This is a genomic window from Streptomyces sp. NPDC001056 (assembly GCF_053598955.1).
Genome location: NZ_JBSFLI010000001.1, coordinates 56,831 through 70,681 on the forward strand (window position 1 = coordinate 56,831; position 13,851 = coordinate 70,681).

The following is a 13,851-nucleotide window of genomic DNA, read 5'->3' on the forward strand; positions in this document are numbered from 1 at the left end:
TGGTCACGAGGGCCGGTCTCCGGGCCGGACCACCACCGCGACGGTCTCGACCGGCGCGCTGCGTTCGAAGTGCAGTGTGAACGGCACGAGGTCGCCCGCCCGCCAGCCGGCCGCGGCCCGCAGGGTCACGTCCACGCCGTGCGGCGACATGGACACCTCGCCGCCGGCGGGGACCGTCACCGCGTCCACGCCCTCCTTGTACGCGGCCGTCTCGCCGGCCATGCGGTGCCGGCCGAGACCGATCTCGCCGGGCGCGGCGACGGACGTCACCTTCACCAGCCGGTCGTCCGCGCCACCGACGTTGGAGACGTCGAAGAAGGCGGCGGTCTCCGTGGTGTTCCCGTACGGCAGGTAGACCCGCCCGGCCGAGACGGTGATCCGCGCCGGGCTGCCCGCCTTCCCGGCCCCGGCCCAGGCGGCCAGGCCGCCCAGGGCGAGGCCGCAGGCGGCCACGGGGGCCAGAGCGGCGGTCAGGGCATCGGTCAGCCGGCGGCGCGACGGCCGCCAGGGGCTCCGCTCGGTCATCGGGTACGCCTCCGTGCGGGCGAGGGCTGCCAGGCGCGCAGCCGCAGGCTGTTGCCGACCACGAGCAGCGAACTGACGGACATGGCGGCCGCGGCGAGCATCGGATCGAGCAGACCGGCCATGGCGAGCGGCACGGTGACGACGTTGTAGCCGAAGGCCCACACGAGGTTGGCCCGGACGGTGCCCAGCGTGCGCCGGGCGAGCCGGACCGCGTCCGCCAGGGCCTCGATGTCGCCCCGGACCAGCGTCACGTCGGCGGCCCCGATGGCCACGTCCGTGCCGCTGCCCATGGCGATGCCGAGGTCGGCACCGGCGAGCGCGGCGGCGTCGTTCACGCCGTCGCCGACGACCGCGACCCGGTGGCCCCGCTCGCGCAGGTCGCGCACGAGGCCGGCCTTGTCCTCGGGCGTGCAGCGCGCGTGCACCTCGTCGATGCCCAGGGCCGCGGCGACCGCCCGGGCGGGGCCCTCACGGTCCCCGGTGGCGAGCACGGGCCGGACCCCGAGGCGCCGCAACCGGTCCACGGCCCGGTAGCTTCCCGGCCGTACGACGTCCCCCACCTCGACCAGGGCCTCGGCCACCCCGTCCACGCGCACCAGGACCGGTGTGTGCGCGGCTGCCTCGGCCACGGACATGGCCCGCGCGAGGGCGCCGGGCAACGTGCCGTCCGGAGCGAGGACTTCGACCAGCCGTCCCTCGACCCGGCCGCTCACGCCCCGGCCGGGCACGGCCTCGAACCCGCTCACCTCCGGCAACGGCTCGCCCACCGCCCGCCGGGCATACGCGGTGACGGCCCGGCCCAGCGGGTGCTCCGACCCCCGCTCGACGGCGCCGGCCAGCCGCAGCACCGCCTCCCGGGCCGGCCCGCCGGGCACGGTCGTGACCCGGGCGACGGCCATGCGGCCCGAGGTGAGCGTGCCCGTCTTGTCCAGCACGACGGCGTCGACGTGCCGGAGTCCCTCCAACGCCCGAGGGCCGCCGACGAGCACGCCCAACTGCGCGCCCCGGCCGGTCGCGGCCATCAGCGCGGTCGGCGTGGCGAGGCCCAGCGCGCAGGGACAGGCCACGACCAGGACCGCCACGCACGCCGTGACGGCGGCCTGCGGATCGGCCCCCGCGCCGAGCCAGAATCCGAGCGCGGTGACGGCCAGCGCCAGCACGACGGGCACGAAGACCCCCGCCACCGAGTCCGCCAGCCGCTGCGCCCGCGCCTTGCCGGCCTGCGCCTCGGTCACCAGCCGGGTGATGCGGGCGAGCCGGGTGTCGGCCCCGACGGCCGTGGCACGCACGAACAGCAGTCCCCCGGCGTTGACCGCTCCGCCGACCACGGCCGAGCCGGGCCGCACCTCGACCGGCTCGCTCTCCCCGGTGACCAGCGAGAGGTCCACGGCGGAACCGCCCTCCACCACCTCGCCGTCGGTGGCGATCCGCTCCCCCGGCCGTACGGCGAAGACCTGTCCCACGCCCAGCCGCTCGATCGGGACGAGCCGTTCGGAGCCGCCCTCGCGGACCGAGACCTCCTTCACGGCGAGCTGGGCCAGTGACCGCAGCGCCGCCCCGGTCCCGCGCCGGGCCCGCGCTTCCAGGAAGCGGCCCGCCAGCACGAACAGCGGTACGCCGGCGGCCGCTTCGAGGTAGAGGTGCGCGGCGCCGTCCGATGCCGACGGCAGGAGGGTGAACGGCATCCGCATGCCGGGCTCCCCGGCACCGCCGAGGAACAGCGCGTACGCCGACCAGGAGAAGGAGGCCAGCACGCCCAGCGACACCAGGGTGTCCATCGTCGCCGCGGAGTGCCGCAGGCCCCGGACGGCCCGCGCGTGGAAGGGCCAGGCGCCCCACACGGCGACCGGGGCGGCCAGCATGAAGCACAGCCACTGCCAGTTCCGGAACTGGAGAGCGGGCGCCATCGACAGCACGAGCACCGGCACGGCGAGCAGCGCGGTGACGACCAGCCGGTCCCGCTCCCGCCGCGCGTCCTTTGCCTCCCGGTCGTCCGCGGGCGGCCCGGGCGGCTCGGGCAGGACGGCGGTGTAGCCGGCCTTCTCGACGGCCGCGACGAGTTCCTCGGGGCCGATCCCCACCGGATGGCTGACCCGGGCCCGCCCGTCGGCCAGATTGACGGTCGCCGTGACCCCGTCCAGCCCGCCGAGCTTCTTCTCCACCCGTCTCACGCAGGCCGCGCAGGTCATGCCGCCGACGGCCAGGTCGGTCGTCACCAGGGCGGCCGCGGGTTCCGCCGCGCCCATCAGTGGTCTCCTCCGCGCATGTCCCCCATGTCGTCCATGCCTCCCGCACCGCCGCCACCGCCGCCGTGGCTCGTGCCGGTGCCGTGCATGCCGGGAGCCACGGGCCCGGCCGCGACGCCGACGGCGTAGGACACCGTGAACACCAGCGCCAGCAGCAGGAGGAACCCGCAGAGAGCGGGCGGCGGGGGTGCGAGCCTTCGCGGCGCGGCGCCCGCGCCGGAAGGGGATCGCCGGGACTCGTCCATCAGCCGCGTCTCCAGATCACGTCCGTACGGCGTCAGCCGGATCGAGCCGTACCGCCTCAGGAGTCGGACCGGCCGGCGGCCGGGTTCCCGAACGGGCATATGGCGCACCTCACTCGGCGGCGCCGGGGAGCCCGGCACCCCGGCACCCTGTCGGGCCGTCGGCCGGCCGGTCGCGGCCGCTTCCCCGGGAAAAAGGGGCGGGCGGGGCGCACCTGCCGGCTGAGGGAGTGCGCCCCGCCCTGGTGGGGACGGGAGGGTGGTCAGTGGGGACGGCGGTCGTGGTGGGAGCGGGTGTGGGTGGCGGCCAGGATGATGAACAGGGCCAGGATCGCCGTGGGGGTGGTGATGGTGGCGAGCCAGGCACCGGGGGTGGTGGGGCCGGCGGCCAGGTGGAGGGCGGCCGTGGCCGCCGCCGCGGTGAGGCCGGCCGTCAGGAGGACGGCGACCACGTGGCGGGTGCGGTCGGGGGCCGGTGGGGGCTGATCGGGGGTCAGCTCCGTCCAGTGGGTGGCCGCTTCATGGGTCTCCCGGAAGTGGCGGACGGACGACCAGACGAACAGGGACACGGCCAGCAGGGTGCCGGTCGCGGCGGCCATGACCGGCCACTTCCAGGGGCCCGTCGTGAAGAGGAGCACCGCGACCGCCGCCGCCGTCGACCAGGCCGTCACGCAGGACGCCGCCCGCACGCGGCGGGACAGGGGGCGGTCGGCGCCGGCGCGGAGGTCGGCGAGGGCCGGGAGGTACCAGACGCAGCCGGAGGCGGTCACCGCGGTGGTGGCCAGGGCCAGTACGGGGTGCGGCACGGTCACCTCGCCGCCTCGGCCTCAAGGGCCGCGATCTCCGGGTGGTGCAGGTCGAACGCCGGGGACTCGCTGCGGATGCGGGGCAGGGTGACGAAGTTGTGCCGCGGGGGCGGGCAGGAGGTCGCCCACTCCAGCGAACGGCCGTAGCCCCAGGGGTCGTCCACGCCCACCGGCTCGCCGTACTTGGCGGTCTTCCAGACGTTGTAGAGGAACGGCAGGAGGGCGAGGCCGAGCAGGAACGAGCCGATCGTGGACACGGTGTTGAGGGCGGTGAAGCCGTCGCTGGCCAGGTAGTCGGCGTACCGGCGCGGCATGCCCTCGGCGCCCAGCCAGTGCTGCACGAGGAAGGTGAGGTGGAAGCCCACCGTCAGCGTCCAGAAGGTGATCTTGCCGAGCCGCTCGTCCAGCATCTTGCCCGTGAACTTCGGCCACCAGAAGTGGAATCCGGCGAACATCGCGTACACGACCGTACCGAAGATCGTGTAGTGGAAGTGGGCCACGACGAAGTACGAGTCGGACACGTGGAAGTCCATCGGCGGGGAGGCGAGGATCACACCCGTCAGGCCGCCGAAGACGAAGGTCACGAGGAAGCCGGTGGCCCACAGCATCGGGGTCTCGAAGCTGAGCGAGCCCTTCCACATCGTGCCGATCCAGTTGAAGAACTTCACGCCCGTCGGGACCGCGATCAGGAAGGTCATGAAGGAGAAGAAGGGGAGCAGCACGCCGCCGGTGACGTACATGTGGTGCGCCCAGACGGTGACCGACAGACCGGCGATGGCGATCGTGGCGCCGATCAGGCCCATGTAGCCGAACATCGGCTTGCGGGAGAAGACCGGGACGATCTCGGAGACGATGCCGAAGAACGGCAGCGCCAGGATGTAGACCTCCGGATGGCCGAAGAACCAGAAGAGGTGTTGCCACAGCAGGGCGCCGCCGTTGGCCGCGTCGAAGATGTGGCTGCCGAACTTGCGGTCGCACTCCAGCGCGAACAGGGCCGCGGCCAGCACCGGGAAGACGATCAGGACCAGGAGCGCGGTCAGCAGCACGTTCCACACGAAGATCGGCATGCGGAACATGGTCATGCCGGGCGCGCGCATGCAGATGATCGTGGTGATGAAGTTGACCGCGCCCGCGATCGAGCCGAAGCCGGACAGCGCCACACCCATGATCCACAGGTCGGAGCCGATCCCCGGCGAGTGCACGGCGTCGGACAGCGGGGCGTACAGGAACCACCCGAAGTCCGCGGCGCCGTCGGGCGCCAGGAAGCCGCCCGCCGCGATCAGCGAGCCGAACAGGTACAGCCAGTAGGCCAGCATGTTCAGCCGGGGGAACGCCACGTCGGGCGCGCCGATCTGAAGCGGCATGATCCAGTTCGCGAAGCCGGTGAACAGCGGCATCGCGAAGATCAGCAGCATGATCGAGCCGTGCATGGTGAAGGCCTGGTTGAACTGCTCGTTCGACATGATCTGCAGTCCGGGCCGGGCCAGCTCGGCGCGCATCAGCAGCGCCAGCACGCCTCCGATCAGGAAGAACACGAACGACGAGACCAGGTACATCGTCCCGATCTGCTTGTGGTCCGTGGTCGTCAACCACTGGATCCACGAGGGCCGTGCGCGTCGTACGGCCGGCTGCTGCTCGCCGGCCGCGGTGACCTCGGCGCTCGGCCGTTCGGTCATCACGTTGTGTATCTGTGCCTCGTCCACCGGATGGCGTCCCTCCCAGCTGTGCATGTCGGAGCGGGGCCGGGAAGCGCCACGCGTGCGGGTTGTGGACCCGGCGCTTCCCGGCCCGCCACATGATCGGCCCGGGGGCACCCCCCGCCGATAGGGCTGAACAGTCCCGGGTACGCCTCTCGGTAGGGCCGAGCGGCCCCTGTTTCCGCGCGACTGCCCCTCGTCGCCACGCCCGCCGGTCAGTGGCGGCGGTAGAGGGGCGACCCGAAGACCGCCCGGTCCCCGGGTACGACCGTGAGCTCCAGGCCCCGGTCCAGGCGCACCCGCAGCAGGGGGTCCGCGGCCAGGTCGGCGGCCAGGTCGCGCACGGCGTCCGCCAGGTTGTGGACGGACGCGGGCAGTTGGTCGTCCGTCTCGGACGGGGGCGGTACGACGACGAGCCGGGCATCCGTGTCGCCGGTGGCCGGCAGCAGGTGGGCCCGGTGTACGGCCGGGTGGCGGGCCAGGATCGCGCGCAGGGTCCCGGCGATCTCGGGGTCGTGCGACGGGGGCAGGTGGGGGCGGCGTTCGGCGACGGCGCGCAGGGCGGCGCCGGAGAGTTCGTAGAAGACCGGGCCCGAGAGGTCGATCAGGAGGGTCTCGGCGCCCGCGTGCCAGGCCGCCTCGACCGCCTTGCAGGCAGGGACCGGTGCGGGGCGGGCGTCGGGACGCCAGCGGGCCAGCGCGTCGAGGCTGGTGAAGGCCGGCAGTCCGCGGCGGCCGTCCGGCAGGCGCAGGGTGGCGACCGCCATGTCGCTCGTCTTCTCGCCCTTGCGGCCGTCCGGGCCGGTCTCCGTCTCGCCGAGGACGGCGATGATCGGGACCAGCAGGCGGGCGTCCGCGAGCAGGGCGAGCAGGTCGGTCTCCGCCGTGACGGAGCGGGTCTCGGACCATGCGGACAGGGCGGCGGCGAGGCGGGGTTCCGGTGAGCCGTCGTCGCCCGCGAAGCCCGGGTCGGGGATGTTCTTGCGCTGCATTGCGCGACGCTAACCGGGCGCACGCGGCGGGCGGCAGGGCCGATCGGTCGGGTCGTTCGGCCCTCGGTGCCTCCCGGAGGGGCTCCGTCAGAGCAACGAGCCCCAGTAGTCCCACCAACGCGTGGCGATCAGCATCACGATCCCCAGGTACCAGGTGAGCGGCACCACCCAGTGGAACTCCAGCACGCCCGCCACCACGGCGCGCGGCGCGCGGATGACCCCGTGCATCAGGTTGTGCGCGGTGGTGTACCAGAACATCGCGATGGTGGCCGCCCAGGCCAGGCAGCACCACAGGCACAGCGCGCCGATGTCGTACAGGGCCTGGCTCATCAGCCACATGCAGAAGCCCGCGCCGAACAGGGTGCCCGCGTTGAGGCCGAGCCAGAACCAGCGCCGGAAGCGGGCGCCGGCCAGCAGGGCGAACCCGACGGTCACCACGACGGGGTAGGTGGCGAGGCCCAGGAGGGGGTTGGGGAAGCCGAAGACGGAGGCCTGGGCGCTGCGCATCACGTTGGAGCAGGACAGCACCGGGCTGAGGTTGCAGGAGGGGGTGAAGTGCGGGTCCTGGATCAGCTGGATCTTGTCGATCGTGATCACGAAGGAGGCGAGGATGCCGAGCGCTCCGGTCACGATCAGCAGCCAGGCGTACGCGCGGGAGGCGGTGGCCGTGGCCGTGGTCTCCGGCGGGATCGGATCGGCGCTCCGCCGGTCCCGCTGCTGGGGGGTGGCGCCGGTGGTCGTGTCACTGGTCATCGGACGTGTTCCGCCTTGCCGGTGGAGGTCGGGGGCCGACGGACCAGTGAAGTCAGGGCATGCGGGGGCGGACAAGGGCCGAACGGCCCGTGCGCGGGTGTTCGAGGTCCCCCCGGGAGCGGGCGGAGGGGACGCGCCGACACCGACACCACGCCGACCTCACCTCCGCACGGGCGTCACCCCGGAAGGGCATCACCCGGTACGAACATCCCCCCGGGCATCACGCCAGCGACAGGAACAGCCTCTCCATCCGTGCCTTCATCGCCTCCGCGTCCTGCCCGTCCTTGCGTCCCGACTCGATGTCCGCCACGCACTGCTGCAACCCGGTCGCGATGATCGCGAAACCGGCGCGGTCCAACGCCCGCGAGGCGGCGGCCAGTTGGGTCACGACGTCCTCGCAGTCCCGGCCCTCCTCGATCATCCGGATCACCCCGGAGATCTGGCCCTGCGCGCGGCGCAGCCGGTTCAGCACGGCCTTCAGGGACGCGCCCTCAAGCTCCAGTTCCACGCTCACTCCTCTGGAAATACCCCTAGGGGTACTGTACGTCCGGGTTCGGGGCAAAGGCGAGCGCCTGCGTCCCCCTCGGGGCAGAAGTTCTAGGCTTCCCCCTGTGAACTTCTGGTCGATCTATCAGCATGGCTTCGCGCGCGTCGCCGCGTGCACCGGCCACACCGTCATCGCCGACCCGGGCGCCAACGCCGAATCGGTCCTGCGCCAGGCGCGCCGGTGCGCCGAGGAGGGCGTCGCCGTCGCCGTCTTCCCGGAGATGGTGCTGTGCGGCTACTCGATCGAGGACCTGCTGCTCCAGGACCCGCTGCTCGACGCGGTCGAGGACGCCCTCCAGCAGGTGGTCGCCGGGTCGGCGGACCTGCTGCCGGTGCTGGTCGTCGGCGCCCCGCTGCGCCACCGCAACCGGATCTACAACTGCGCGGTGGTCGTGCACCGCGGCCGGGTCCTCGGCGTGGCCCCCAAGTCGTACCCGCCGAACTACCGGGAGTTCTACGAGCGGCGCCAGATCGCCTCGGGCGACGACGAGCGCGGCGGCACCATCCGGCTCGGCGGCGCGGACGTGCCGTTCGGCGTGGACCTGCTGTTCGCGGCGGACGACGTGCCCGGTCTGGTGCTGCACGCGGAGATCTGCGAGGACATGTGGGTGCCGGTGCCGCCGAGCGCGGAGGCGGCGCTGGCCGGCGCGACCGTGCTCGCGAACCTCTCCGGCAGCCCGATCACGGTCGGCCGGGCCGAGGACCGCAAGCTGATGTGCCGCTCGGCCTCCGCCCGCTACCTCGGCGCGTACGTCTACGCGGCGGCCGGTCTCGGCGAGTCGACCACCGACCTGTCCTGGGACGGCCAGACGCTGATCTACGAGAACGGGGTGCTGCTGGCCGAGTCCGAACGCTTCCCGCTCGGCGAACAGCTGGCGGCGGCCGACGTCGACCTCGACCTGCTGCGCCAGGAGCGGCAGCGGACGGGCAGCTTCGACGACAACCGCCGTACGCACGCGGCCCGTACCGCCGACTTCCGCACCGTCTCCTTCCTGCTCGACCCGCCGGTCACCGCCGACCTGGGGCTGTGGCGCCGCCTCGAACGCTTCCCGTTCGTGCCCGCCGACCCCGACCGGCTCGCCCTCGACTGCTACGAGGCGTACAACATCCAGGTCGAGGGCCTCCAGCAGCGGCTCGGGGCGATCGGCGGACCGAAGGTCGTCATCGGTGTCTCCGGCGGTCTGGACTCCACGCACGCGCTGATCGTCGCCGCCCGCGCGATGGACCGCGCCGGGCGCCCGCGCAGCGACATCCTGGCCTTCACCCTGCCCGGCTTCGCCACCAGCGACCACACCAAGGACAACGCCCACCGGCTGATGCGGGCGCTCGGCGTCACCGCGGCCGAGCTGGACATCACGCCGACCGCGCGGCTGATGCTGAAGGAGATGGGCCACCCCTTCGCCGCCGGCGAGCCGGTGTACGACGTCACGTTCGAGAACGTCCAGGCGGGCCTGCGCACCGACTACCTGTTCCGGCTGGCCAACCAGCGCGGCGGCATCGTGCTCGGCACCGGCGACCTGTCCGAGCTGGCGCTCGGCTGGTCGACGTACGGCGTCGGCGACCAGATGAGCCACTACAACGTCAACTCGGGCGTGCCCAAGACGCTGATCCAGCACCTGATCCGCTGGGTGATCAGCAGCGGCCAGTTCGACGAGGAGACCGGCTCGATCCTCGCCGCGATCCTGGACACCGAGATCAGCCCGGAGCTGGTGCCGGGCGAGGAGATGCAGTCCACCGAGTCGAAGATCGGCCCGTACGCGCTGCACGACTTCACCCTCTTCCACGTGCTGCGCTACGGCCTGCGCCCCTCGAAGATCGCCTTCCTGGCCTGGCACGCCTGGCACGACGCGGAGTCGGGCGCCTGGCCGCCGGGCTTCCCCGAGGCCGAGCGGGGGACGTACGACCTCGCGGAGATCGTGCGCTGGCTGGAGGTGTTCTGCCGTCGCTTCTTCGCGTTCGCCCAGTTCAAGCGCTCGGCGATGCCGAACGGGCCCAAGGTCTCGGCCGGCGGCTCGCTCTCCCCGCGCGGCGACTGGCGGGCTCCGTCGGACGGCAACGCCCGGGTGTGGCTCGCGGATCTCGCGCGCTTCGACTTCGAGAAGGCGGCGGCCGAGCGCTGACCGGCGTGGCGGACCGAAAGCGGTTGCCCGTCAAGGGCGTTCGGCCCGCAGCTGTGGAACCGGTCTTCTTCCTGAGGCAGTCTTTCCCCTCGTGGCGAGCGTTCCGTTTCAAGGGGGACCCGGCGCACCCCACATGGTGGTGTGCGGGGACGACGGGCTTGCGCACCGGCTGGCGGCCGAGTTGCGCGGGGTGTACGGCGAGCAGGTCACCCTGGTGGTGCCGCCGAGCGAGCGGGCGGCGAGACCACCGGTGGTCGGCCGGGCGCGGGCCGCGTCGGCGGCGCTGCTGGACCGGGTGGTCAACGCGACGGTCGGCGTCCGCCCCGTCGTGCCGGGGGCGCCGGGCGCGGCGACCGCGGCCGGCACCGCGGGCGGCGAACCCGTGCTGGAGGCCGTGGAGCTGACGGAGGCGGTGCTCGCCGAGGCCGGGGTGGCGCGGGCGACCGCGCTCGCGCTCGTGCACGACGACGACGAGACCAACATCCGCGCCGCGCTGACCGCGCGCCGTCTCAATCCCCGGCTGCGGCTGGTCCTGCGACTCTACAACCGGCGACTCGGCCAGCACATCGAGGAACTCCTCGACCAGGCGGCCGCGTTGGCGTACGCGGGCGGGGACGACGGGGGCCGGGAGGCGTCCACCACGGTGCTGTCCGACGCCGACACCGCGGCGCCGGCGCTGGCCGCGACCGCACTCGCGGGCACCAGCAAGGTCGTACAGACCGAGGGACTGCTGCTGCGCGCGGTGGAGCGGCCGCTGCCGGCCGACTCCGGGCTGCACACCCTGGCCCTGCTGTCGGTGAGCGACCCCGCCGGTGTCGCCGGCGGGGATCAGCCGCGGCTGCTGCCCGACGACGAGGAGGTACGGGGGGCCGCCGGGCGCACGGCCGTCGTGCTGGAGCAGGTGTCCACGGCGGGCGGGCCTGAGTCGGCGGCCCCGGGGCGCGGGGTGGGCCTCGTCTCGTCGCTCGCCTCGCTGTTCTCACGGCGGCTGCGGTGGTCGCTGGCCGGTCTGGTGGGGTGTGTGCTCGCGCTGGCGATCGCGCTGTGGGCGGTGACCCGGATCCACCCGGTACGGGCCTTCTATCTGACGCTGCTCGACATGTTCGCCATCGACGACCCCGCGCTCGGCGCGGGGATCGGCCGCCAGTTGCTCCAACTCCTTTCCGCGCTGGTCGGGTTGCTGCTGCTGCCGGTGCTGCTGGCCGCGGTGCTGGAGGCACTGGGTACGTTCCGTACCGCCACCTCGCTGCGGAAGCCGCCGCGGGGGCTCGGCGGGCACGTGGTCCTGCTGGGGCTCGGCAAGATCGGCACGCGGGTGCTGACGCGGCTGCGGGAGCTGAACGTGCCCGTCGTGTGCGTCGAGTCCGACCCCGAGGCGCGGGGGCTCGCGACGGCGCGGCGGCTGCGGGTGCCGGTGGTGCTCGGGGACGTCACGCAGGAGGGGGTGCTGGAGTCCGCGAAGATCCACCGGGCACAGGCGCTGCTCGCCGTGACCAGCGCGGACACCACGAACCTGGAGGCGGTGCTGTACGCGCGGACGGTGCGGCCGGATCTGCGGGTGGTGCTGCGGCTGTACGACGACGACTTCGCCACGGCGGTGTACCGGACCCTGCGCGCCGCCTACCCGCGGGCGCTGACCCGCAGCCGGAGCGTGACGCATCTGGCGGCGCCCGCGTTCGCGGGGGCGATGCTCGGCCGGCAGGTGCTCGGCGCGGTCGCGGTGGAGCGGCAGGTGCTGCTGTTCGCCGCGGTCGACGTGGACGGTCATCCCATGCTGGAGGGCCGGACGGTGCGCGACGCCTTCCGCCCCGGCGCCTGGCGGGTCCTGGCCCTCGCCGGCCGCACCGACACTCCCCCCGACCACGTCCTGACCAAGGCCGACCGCGTCGTCCTCGCCATCACCCGCCAGGGCCTGGCCGCCCTCCGCTGACCCCCCACCGCCGGCCTCGCCGCCGGCCCCTCCGGGAGACGCCGGAGGGTTCGGTGGGCGAGTCGGGGCGGCCGGGCGCCGTCAGGCCGGGAGATGCCTCCGCGCGAAGTCCAGTTCCAGGGCCACCTGCTTGATGCGCTCGTCGACGACCAGGGAGCCGTGGCCGGCCTCGTAGCGGTAGACCTCGTGGGTGGTGCCGCAGGCCCGGAGGCGGTGGACGTAGTTGTCGATCTGGCGGATGGGGCAGCGGGGATCGTTGACGCCCGCGGAGATGTAGACGGGGGCCTTGACGCGGTCGACATAGGTGAGGGGGGAGGACGCCTCGAAGCGCTCCGGGACCTCCTCGGGGGTGCCGCCGAGGAGGGTGCGGTCCATGGCCTTCAGGGCCTCCATCTCGTCGTGGTACGCCGTGACGTAGTCCGCGACGGGGACGACCGCGATGCCCACCGCCCAGGACTCCGGCTGGGTGCCGAGGCCGAGGAGGGTGAGGTAGCCGCCCCAGGAGCCGCCGGTGAGGACGAGCCGCTCGGGGTCGGCTAGGCCCGAGGAGACCGCCCAGTCGCGGACCGCCGCCACGTCCTCCAGCTCGATCAGGCCGACCCGGTGCTTGAGGGCGTCGGTCCACGCGCGGCCGTACCCCGTGGAGCCGCGGTAGTTGACGCGGACCACCGCGTACCCGTGGTCGACCCAGGCGGCCGGGCCCGAGGCGAAGGAGTCGCTGTCGTGCCACGTCGGGCCGCCGTGCAGGTCGAAGACGGTCGGCAGGGGGCCGGTCGCGCCCGCGGGCTTCTGGATCAGCGCGTGGATGCGGCCGCCGGGGCCCTCCACCCACACGTCCTCCACCGGCACCGACGGCGGGCACGTCATGCCGGGCGGGTCCAGGACCACACCGCCGGAGGTGGACCGCACCGCCGACGGCTCGGCGGCGGACGACCACAGGTACTCCACGCTGCCGTCCGGCCGCGCCGTCGCCCCGGAGACCGTGCCGGGCGGGGTGGGGACGCGGGTCAGCTCGCGGCTCGCCAGGTCGTACCGGAACAGCTCGCTGCGGGCCTCGAAACCGTGCGCGATCAGCAGGCCCGAGCCGTCCGGGTACCACTCGGCGCTGACGTCACCGGGCAGCTCCAGGGCGAGGTCCGTCTCCTCCCCCGTGGCGACGTCCCACACCAGCGGCTCCCAGCGGCCGCGGCGCTGGTGCCCGATCAGCAGCCGGGTGTCACCGTCGACCGGGGCGAAGCCCAGCACCTCCAGACCCAGCTCCTCGGAGCCGCCCTTGGTGTCGTCCAGCTCGGCGACCGTCGAGCCGTCCGGGCGCAGCACGCGCAGCGCCGCGTGCATGGCGTCGCCGTGCTCGGTGTGCTCGATGGCGATCAGGGAGCCGTCGTGCGAGAGGTCGCCGACGCCCGCCGACTCGCGGTGCCGGTAGATCTCGACCGGGTCCGCGCCCGCGCGGGCCAGGTGGATCGTCGTACCGTCCTCGTCCGTGGAGCGGCCGACGACGGCGGTGCGGCCGTCGCGGCCCAGGGCGAGGCCGGCCGGGTAGGAGGGGGCGAGGCCCGGGACGGCCGGTTCGTCGGCGCCGCCGGTGAAGGGCTGGCGGCGCCAGATGCCGAACTCGTCGCCGTCCTTGTCGTCGAACCACCAGATCCAGGCGCCGTCGGGGGAGAGCGTGCCGTCCGTCGTGCCGTTCGGCCGGTCGGTGGCCTGGCGCTGCTCGCCCGTGGCGCGGTCCCACGCGTACAGCTCGTACGTCCCCGTCGCGTTCGACACGAACAGCGAGCGGTCGGGTGCGTCCTCGGCCCAGTCGGGCAGGGACACCCGCGGTGCCCGGAACCTCTTCTCCCAGTCCGGCATGTCCGCGCTGCCCGGCGTCTGCGGTGCGCTCGGCGTCGTGCTCTCAGTCTTGGCCCCAGTCATGCGCCCATACTGCCTGGCCGCGGCGACAATTGTGTGGCGGGTGGGCACAGCCTGTGGATAACTTTCGCACCATGAGT

11 protein-coding genes are annotated in these 13,851 nt (G+C 73.6%); 2 read left to right on the top strand and 9 right to left on the bottom strand.

Going from position 1 to position 13,851, the window contains the following annotated elements; translation table 11 throughout:
* Positions 1 to 3: 3 nt before the first annotated feature.
* From ACWDD7_RS00265 to ACWDD7_RS00300, 8 genes are all read right to left on the bottom strand, one after another.
* Positions 4 to 525 carry a copper chaperone PCu(A)C gene (locus ACWDD7_RS00265; RefSeq protein WP_450455363.1) on the bottom strand — a complete coding sequence of 174 codons (522 nt, stop codon included), beginning with the start codon at positions 523 to 525 and terminating at the stop codon, positions 4 to 6.
* On the bottom strand, positions 522 to 2,771 hold the full coding sequence (locus ACWDD7_RS00270) for a heavy metal translocating P-type ATPase (protein WP_450455365.1): 2,250 nt from the start codon (positions 2,769 to 2,771) through the stop codon (positions 522 to 524). Before ACWDD7_RS00270 ends, ACWDD7_RS00265 begins: the two co-directional genes overlap by 4 nt.
* On the bottom strand, positions 2,771 to 3,016 hold the full coding sequence (locus ACWDD7_RS00275) for a hypothetical protein (RefSeq protein ID WP_450455828.1): 246 nt from the start codon (positions 3,014 to 3,016) through the stop codon (positions 2,771 to 2,773). The genes ACWDD7_RS00270 and ACWDD7_RS00275 overlap by 1 nt, the downstream gene beginning before the upstream one ends.
* Positions 3,017 to 3,276: 260 nt before the next feature.
* Positions 3,277 to 3,825, bottom strand: coding sequence for a hypothetical protein (locus ACWDD7_RS00280; protein WP_351869249.1), 549 nt, complete (start codon positions 3,823 to 3,825; stop codon positions 3,277 to 3,279).
* A complete protein-coding gene (gene ctaD / locus ACWDD7_RS00285; RefSeq protein WP_351869246.1) occupies positions 3,822 to 5,495 on the bottom strand; it encodes an aa3-type cytochrome oxidase subunit I in 1,674 nt (557 codons plus the stop codon). The genes ACWDD7_RS00280 and ctaD overlap by 4 nt, the downstream gene beginning before the upstream one ends.
* 236 nt (positions 5,496 to 5,731) lie before the next feature.
* Positions 5,732 to 6,508, bottom strand: a complete 777-nt coding sequence (locus ACWDD7_RS00290; protein ID WP_351869243.1) for an SseB family protein — start codon at positions 6,506 to 6,508, stop codon at positions 5,732 to 5,734.
* An 87-nt stretch (positions 6,509 to 6,595) separates the two neighbouring features.
* Positions 6,596 to 7,261, bottom strand: coding sequence for a vitamin K epoxide reductase family protein (locus ACWDD7_RS00295; RefSeq protein WP_351869240.1), 666 nt, complete (start codon positions 7,259 to 7,261; stop codon positions 6,596 to 6,598).
* 220 nt (positions 7,262 to 7,481) lie between these two features.
* Positions 7,482 to 7,769: a metal-sensitive transcriptional regulator gene (locus tag ACWDD7_RS00300; RefSeq protein ID WP_351869237.1), complete on the bottom strand. Its 288-nt coding sequence runs from the start codon at positions 7,767 to 7,769 to the stop codon at positions 7,482 to 7,484.
* Positions 7,770 to 7,872: 103 nt separating this feature from the next.
* On the opposite strand from ACWDD7_RS00300, the gene ACWDD7_RS00305 reads away from it, so the two are divergent.
* Positions 7,873 to 9,927 carry an NAD(+) synthase gene (locus tag ACWDD7_RS00305; RefSeq protein ID WP_450455367.1) on the top strand — a complete coding sequence of 685 codons (2,055 nt, stop codon included), beginning with the start codon at positions 7,873 to 7,875 and terminating at the stop codon, positions 9,925 to 9,927.
* A gap of 133 nt (positions 9,928 to 10,060) precedes the next feature.
* A complete protein-coding gene (locus ACWDD7_RS00310; protein ID WP_450455829.1) occupies positions 10,061 to 11,857 on the top strand; it encodes an NAD-binding protein in 1,797 nt (598 codons plus the stop codon).
* 81 nt (positions 11,858 to 11,938) lie between these two features.
* Here ACWDD7_RS00310 and ACWDD7_RS00315 read toward each other — a convergent pair whose 3' ends face one another.
* Positions 11,939 to 13,711, bottom strand: coding sequence for a prolyl oligopeptidase family serine peptidase (locus tag ACWDD7_RS00315; protein WP_450455830.1), 1,773 nt, complete (start codon positions 13,709 to 13,711; stop codon positions 11,939 to 11,941).
* Between the last annotated feature and the right edge of the window lie 140 nt (positions 13,712 to 13,851).

Excerpts from the sequence above, each read along its gene's own strand:
- ACWDD7_RS00265 (WP_450455363.1), bottom strand. The coding sequence starts at position 525 with ATGACCGAGCGGAGCCCCTGGCGGCCGTCGCGCCGCCGGCTGACCGAT.
- ACWDD7_RS00315 (WP_450455830.1), bottom strand. The coding sequence starts at position 13,711 with ATGCCGGACTGGGAGAAGAGGTTCCGGGCACCGCGGGTGTCCCTGCCC.
- ACWDD7_RS00290 (WP_351869243.1), bottom strand. The coding sequence starts at position 6,508 with ATGCAGCGCAAGAACATCCCCGACCCGGGCTTCGCGGGCGACGACGGC.
- ctaD (WP_351869246.1), bottom strand. The coding sequence starts at position 5,495 with ATGACCGAACGGCCGAGCGCCGAGGTCACCGCGGCCGGCGAGCAGCAG.
- ACWDD7_RS00295 (WP_351869240.1), bottom strand. The coding sequence starts at position 7,261 with ATGACCAGTGACACGACCACCGGCGCCACCCCCCAGCAGCGGGACCGG.
- ACWDD7_RS00275 (WP_450455828.1), bottom strand. The coding sequence starts at position 3,016 with ATGGACGAGTCCCGGCGATCCCCTTCCGGCGCGGGCGCCGCGCCGCGA.
- ACWDD7_RS00270 (WP_450455365.1), bottom strand. The coding sequence starts at position 2,771 with ATGGGCGCGGCGGAACCCGCGGCCGCCCTGGTGACGACCGACCTGGCC.
- ACWDD7_RS00310 (WP_450455829.1), top strand. The coding sequence starts at position 10,061 with ATGGTGGTGTGCGGGGACGACGGGCTTGCGCACCGGCTGGCGGCCGAG.